Below are 3,730 nucleotides of genomic sequence, written 5' to 3'. Positions count from 1 at the left end.
GACGAGAATGATGCCTCGATCGACCAGCCCCGGCGGAACCCAGCAGGGCTCACCATTCCCAAAAAATCCGCAGAAATCCTTGAGAAATCGTCGTCCAGACGGTCTCAAGCGCGCCGCGCCTCCGAAACTCGGAGATCAAATGAGTGTGCAAAAGTCCGCTGACTATAGCGCTAGAAATCCTCCTCGGTGGCTAGCCAGGGGTCGATCTTTTTCCGACGTTCGCGATGAAAGTGCCCGCTTTCTTTCAACCATTATCAAGCAGCACCTTGCGGAACTAGGCCCAACCCAAGGAATGCCAGTGCTTCGCGGAGAAGAGATTCAAAACCACCCAGTGCCTCCCTGCATACCTCATCGGTTTGCTCACAGAGGCGATACGCGGTCGATATTTTGTGTTCTGGCGCAAAGTCATCCCGCACGAGATAGGCCCATACGGGATCAAGATGCTCCTCAAACGTGGTCTCGTTGAGCAGAATCCTCCTCACAAGGTCTGGGTGGCATACTTTACTCGGGTCTCGTTGGGACAGACGATTCCGATTACCTGCTTCGGTCCAAACGGCCACTGGATATAGCGTCTCTAAGGTTGCATGTACGTCAAAGTGTGCAGCCCGAGCAGCACGCAGGTTGGCGGACGCCGGGTAGACGAAACACTTCGCCGACTTCACGTTGTCGGGTTGTTTGTTGAATTCCGTTTTTGCTTGGGCCGCGTCGCCATCGACAATCCCAACTGCTTTTGGTCTTTCCGGGTGATGCTTATGTTGCGAACGCCAACCAACCAGCATGTCGATCACATAGCTGTGCCCAGCGCCGTCCCGCTTTGTCTCGAACCGCACCTGGTCAACTGCCGCCGGAAAGAACAATCCAAGCGCCCGGGCCAGAATGAGCTTGTCGCTCTCACCCTCGACGAAAATCCTCGGACAGTTCTCCTGGGCCAATTGTGAAGCAGCCGCCTTCGCCTCTTCTTGTTGACGGACTTGCGCAACCATTTCGGAAATTCGGGGCGCTAGCATGGCCAACGTTCCCAAGCTCTCATCGATACCCTTCGCATCGGTCTTGGTGACAGTGCCCTCGGCGTCCGTCGTGCGTGTCACGAAGTTCAGAGCAATCGCGCTCTCGCGCTGGCCAAGATCGTAGAACGCAGGCGAATGGGTCGTAAGAAGAATTTGCGCTGTTCCCGACTTTGCCAGTTCGTGGAGTTCATCGGCTAGTTGAACCGCGCTTCCCATTTCCAGATTGTTCTCGGGCTCCTCATACGCCCAAATACTACTAATCGGCTGCCCACCGCGCTTCTGCAGTGCCGCCTTCTTCTCCGCCATGAAGCGAAGGATCAGTGGGATGTGGCGAGCCTTGATACCGTCGCCGCGATTGTTTAGCGATACTGACTTGTCGCCGCTCAGGAAATCAAGCCGCTCGAAAATATGATAAAGGTCTCTAGGCAGAGCTAATCGGGTGTTGAAACCTAGAGAAGTCGAAATACTAGTGGTCAGTTCGTTGAGATGTTCTCCAATGGACACCTCGAACGCTGTGCTAGATTCGTGAAAAGTGCGGGCTGCAACCTCCGCGATGATCCCATAAATTCGGCCACGAAGATCATCAAAATAGTCGGAGTCCTTGATAGCGGGGACATATTCAAATTCGATCTTTCGAAGAAGTGCGTGAACGTTCGACTTCTCGGAAATTTTTACATCCTCTCGAATTTCCTGACCACGCCTCCCCTGTTTAATGCGTTGGCCGTAATAATCGTACTCCTCGCTCCACAGCCCATCTTCCCGCCAGCGCTTGGTCCAAATTATCACGTGGCCATTGGTCGCGTGATAGCTTTCCGGCAACGCGATCTCTAAGCGGACGACTACCTCTTTCGCCTTCCGCACCCGCACTGGGGCAAAGAAGTTATAATCTTCGGCAAAAGAAAATTCGACACCTGGATTAGTTTCATCGTTAAAAAATAGATTAAGCGCTCGCAGAATATTAGATTTTCCGCAGTCGTTTCTTCCAACAAAAACGGCCAATTGCGCGAGATTTGCATCAATAGATTTAATCGAACGAAAATTCTCGATGTGAATAGATTTAATCGTCGCCGCCACAATTTCCCCCAGACCCTTCCCCAAAAAGCAAGGGGCACCCCTGACATGGGCAAGTCATTACGCCCACCCGGCGGCCCATAGGGGAAGATATCGGCATCGCCAAGCAAGAGTTCCGGTCCATACAGCGCGCAGGTGAGAACGTTGATTTAACTTGATTCTGCAGCCCCACCCAGAACTGCGTCGATCACCTCGAATTGCACTTTCGAAAGCTCCTCTAGAAGTAATTCCGGGCGGTAGCCGCGACCATAATTGTCAGAAACGTCTCCCGCATTCTTACCTGTCCCCCACCCGCCGAGAGACAACGAAATGTCACGATCAACCCTCGCATCGCGAAGAGCATCACGGAACCGATGCCGAAATGAGTGAAAGCTCGTGCGTTCTCGCACCGCCCCAGAATGCTTGAGGAAAAGCACGAACCACTTAGAGAAGGCCGTGGATCGGAAGCCACTGCGCCCCGGACAGATGTCGTTGAATAGCTTCGAATCGCCGCGCTTGGATCGCCCTTCCACAAACGCCACGAACCCAAGTTCGAGCAGCTTTGGATGGATGGGTACGATCCGCTCGCTGGAACGGGTCTTCAAGCTCTTGTCCGTGCTCCCCACCAAAGACTTCTCTGTGATTACGAAGCACAATACACCATCGACCCTGCGGACATCGCTGGTGTCGAGTTGGCAGATTTCATTCAGTCGGGCGCCACTGTAGAGGCCAATCAGCGGTATCCAGTAGCGGGTGCCTTTGGGCCGTGCATCTCCCGGCGTCGTGTAGCCGTTTCCGTCATTCCTGCACCCTCGATACAGCGGCGCGGTGAACATGTGCCGCAACTGCTCGTCAGAGAACGGGTGACGCTTGTCCTGCTTGGCTACAGGATCGGCCAGTCGCAGGCCCCGCATGTGATTCTTCGTCAGGAACTCCTCTCGAACCGCCCAGTTTAGGACGACGCAGACCTTGTTGAGGTAGATGTTTATGTTTGCAGGACTGATGAGATCTGACCACCCTTCCGCCCTCGCCCGCTCTGCCGCTTCCCGAGGTGTCAGGTTGGGATAGCGCTTCGACGCGTTTCTGGGAATGAAGCGCAGCGTTTCCATGAAATCTCGACAAGCTGCTCGATTTAGATTTTCCATGGGGGCATCCGCACCCAGGATCGATAACGTCAGCCGACGTGCCGTTTCGTATGCCAATCGAGTTCGGGCCGACCACTCACGCGTCGGGTCGTCCATGAAGCGGGCATAGACCTCACCGAGAGTGTAGCGCGGAGCGCTAGGTGATGCCTCGACTTCGGCAACCGGAGTTCCCACCGAGACACATCGCACTGCTGGAGCTACAAACTCGGACGGTTGAAGCAGTGCCACATCAACAACCTCACCCAATCCCAATCGAGCAGATTCCAGCAGCGCCTCGATTTCACCGATGACGGCGTGCGACCTTCTCAAGGCTGTGCTGGGGCTATCGGTCTCCAACGAGCGCCATATTTCAGTCTTGCCGAGAACGCCCCGAAGCGCAGGCGGGACATATTTTCTCACATGGAAAATGCCCCTCTTCTCGACGAGCAAACTGGGCCGTTTTTGTAGACGCTTTTTGTAGACGCGATTGTGTCGATTTCTCGAAGCATTACGAGAGTTTACGCCGATATTGGCATGCCCGTTTTGTAG

At 54.4% G+C, this 3,730-nt stretch carries 2 protein-coding genes; both read right to left on the bottom strand.

The genetic code is table 11. From position 1 onward, the window contains the following. Positions 1-254: 254 nt before the first annotated feature. The gene (locus RT424_RS04990; protein ID WP_313434902.1) at positions 255-2,105 is read right to left on the bottom strand and encodes an AAA family ATPase; all 1,851 of its coding nucleotides are present in this window, start codon (positions 2,103-2,105) and stop codon (positions 255-257) included. Positions 2,106-2,227: 122 nt separating this feature from the next. Next, positions 2,228-3,730, bottom strand: a 1,503-nt coding sequence (locus tag RT424_RS04985; RefSeq protein WP_313434900.1) for a site-specific integrase, incomplete at its 5' end; no start/stop codon positions are given.

Origin of the sequence: Novosphingobium sp. (assembly GCF_032093395.1) — a bacterium.
GTDB lineage: Bacteria > Pseudomonadota > Alphaproteobacteria > Sphingomonadales > Sphingomonadaceae > Novosphingobium.
Note: the sequence above shows the minus strand (reverse complement) of the source record. Positions and strands in the feature narration are given on the sequence as shown.